This is a genomic window from Nocardia aurea, from assembly GCF_003123685.1.
GTDB lineage: Bacteria > Actinomycetota > Actinomycetes > Mycobacteriales > Mycobacteriaceae > Nocardia > Nocardia aurea.
The window spans coordinates 1-2,183 of record NZ_QCYJ01000043.1 but is presented as its reverse complement, the minus strand read 5'-3'; the positions used below and the strand labels follow the sequence as shown (position 1 = coordinate 2,183).

The window sequence follows — 2,183 nt, the reverse complement described above, 5'->3', positions numbered from 1 at the left end:
GATCTCGCGTGCGGTCGCCGGGGCGACGAACGCCTCATCCGACAGCGCCGGCCGGCAGAGCGAGGTCAGCACGTCGACCTCGCGCCTGGTCAGCTCGGGCGCCGCCGCCCTGCGGAGCTCGATCTCGGGGGTGAAGTCCTCGCGGGGGACTCCGCCGATGCGACCGCGCGCCGCGCCGAAGGAGACGACGTCGCCGTCGTCGAGAACCCTCCGGGCGATCGGCCTGCCATTCACCCGCGTGCCGTTGCGGGACAGGCCCAGGTCAACGACATACAGGTAGGGTCCTCGCCTGACGAACTCGGCATGGAGTCGAGACACGCTGGGATCGGTCAGCCGGATGTCTACGCCCCGGCCCCTCCCCACGGTCGTGATCTCGGGGCGCAACGGGACCACCTCGCCTGTGTCCTCGATGCGTATGAACGGCCCCTCCACGGCAGTTCCTCCCCAGGTAGCCCGCCGTAACTATTACTACAGCTCCGGCTTACCCAACCGAGGGGATGCGGAATCGCCTTTGCCATAAGGAGAATCCCGCATGAAATTGGTCTGGACCTCTGCGGACGGTTTTACCTGCTCACGGGTAGACTTCCAGCGAAGATAAGCGGAGGAAACACTCATGGCGGACAAGCCCACGAAAGGCCTGGCCGACGTCGTAGCCGCGTCCACTGCGCTGAGCGACATCGACGGGACGGCCGGTCGCCTCTTCTACCGTGGATACGACATCCATGACCTCGCCGGTCGAGCGACGTTCGAAGAGACGGCCTACCTGCTCCAGCGGGGCAAGTTGCCCAACAGGCAGGAGCTGGCGGAGTACGGCGCCGAGCTGGTGCGCGGCCGGGAGCTGGGCGCGCTCGTGTCGGCGAACATCGCGGAGATCGCCGAGAAGCAGAAACCCATGGAGGCGCTGCGCAGCCTGGTCTCCCTGTCGGCCGCGGACGACCCCGACAAGGACTCCATCGCCCCCGACGCCAACCTGCGCAAGGCCGCCCGCCTCACCGCCCAGCAGCCTCTCCTGGTCGCCCGCTACCACGCGGCCCGCACCGGAGGCGAGGTTCCCGAGGCGGACCCCTCGCTCAGCATCGCGGGCAACTTCCTGCTGCAGGTCACCGGCCGCGTCCCCGAGAGGCGCGCCGCCGAGATCTTCGACGCCTGCCTGGTGCTGCACGCCGACCACACCATGAACGCCTCGACCTTCGCCGCCCGGGTCTGCGCCGCGACGCTGTCCGACATGCACTCCGCCATCGTGGCCGCCATCGGCACCCTCAAGGGCCCGCTGCACGGCGGCGCGAACGAGCAGGTCATGAAGACCCTGGAGTCGATCCCGCCGTCCGGGGTGGCGCAGACCGTACGCGACAGGCTGGCCGCGCACGAGAAGATCATGGGGTTCGGCCACCGGGTCTACAAGACCGAGGACCCGCGGGCCACGCACCTGCGCAGGATGTCGCGGGAGCTGGCCGAGGCGTCCGGCGACGACACCTATTACCGGATGTCGAAGGAGATGGAGGAGGTCGTCCTGGAGGCCAAGGGGCTCTATCCGAACGTCGACTTCTACGCCGCGTCGGTCTACCACTACCTTGGCATTCCGACCGACCTCTTCACGCCGGTCTTCTCGATCAGCCGTATGTCGGGTTGGACGGCTCATGTGATCGAGCAGCATGCCGACAACCGCCTGATCCGCCCCGACAGTGAATACATCGGGGAGCGTGACCAGAAGTGGAAGCCGATAGAGGAGCGGTGAGCCGTTCCGCTGAGAGTTGGGGACCGTACCCGCTGATCCTGGCGGGTGCGGTCGTCGCCGTTGCCGTGACCATGCTGGTGAACCTGAGGTGGGGCGGGTTCGCGCTGGGGGGCGTGGTCATGGTCGGCGCCGCGTTGCGGTTCGCGGGGTACGGCGGACAGCTCGCGGTGCGGAGCAAGAGGACGGACGTCATCACGCTGGCCGGGTTCGGCTTCGTGCTCGTGCTGACCTCGCTCCTTCTGGGAAACAACGAGCTCAAGGCGTTCATCATGTCCCTTTTCGCACGTTGAGTCGGCGGTCCGATAGCCTCAACGCATCCATTCATTGAAGGGGAACCATTCGCATGCCCAAGATCAAGGTGGAGGGTCCTGTCGTCGAACTCGACGGCGACGAGATGACCCGGATCATCTGGCAGTTCATCAAGGACCAGCTGATCCTTCCCTACCTC

Annotated in this window: 4 protein-coding genes; 3 read left to right on the top strand and 1 reads right to left on the bottom strand. The window is 66.7% G+C overall.

The window, feature by feature from the left end; translation table 11 throughout:
- Nucleotides 1-432: FHA domain-containing protein (locus DAT37_RS12425; RefSeq protein WP_109524924.1), on the bottom strand; the 432-nt coding region annotated here is incomplete at its 3' end.
- A 181-nt stretch (nt 433-613) separates the two neighbouring features.
- Here DAT37_RS12425 and DAT37_RS12420 point away from each other — a divergent pair.
- The 3 genes from DAT37_RS12420 to DAT37_RS45420 all read left to right on the top strand — a co-directional run.
- Nucleotides 614-1,735, top strand: coding sequence for a citrate/2-methylcitrate synthase (locus tag DAT37_RS12420; RefSeq protein WP_109524923.1), 1,122 nt, complete (start codon nt 614-616; stop codon nt 1,733-1,735).
- Nucleotides 1,732-2,025 (top strand): DUF3017 domain-containing protein, encoded by a 294-nt coding sequence (locus DAT37_RS12415; RefSeq protein ID WP_109524922.1) that lies wholly within the window; start codon nt 1,732-1,734, stop codon nt 2,023-2,025. Before DAT37_RS12420 ends, DAT37_RS12415 begins: the two co-directional genes overlap by 4 nt.
- Before the next feature lie 53 nt (nt 2,026-2,078).
- The coding region (locus DAT37_RS45420; protein WP_232839707.1) for a hypothetical protein at nt 2,079-2,183 on the top strand (105 nt) is incomplete at its 3' end.

What these genes read in the sequence shown, in the direction of transcription:
- DAT37_RS12420 (WP_109524923.1), top strand. Translation starts at nt 614, where the DNA reads ATGGCGGACAAGCCCACGAAAGGCCTGGCCGACGTCGTAGCCGCGTCC.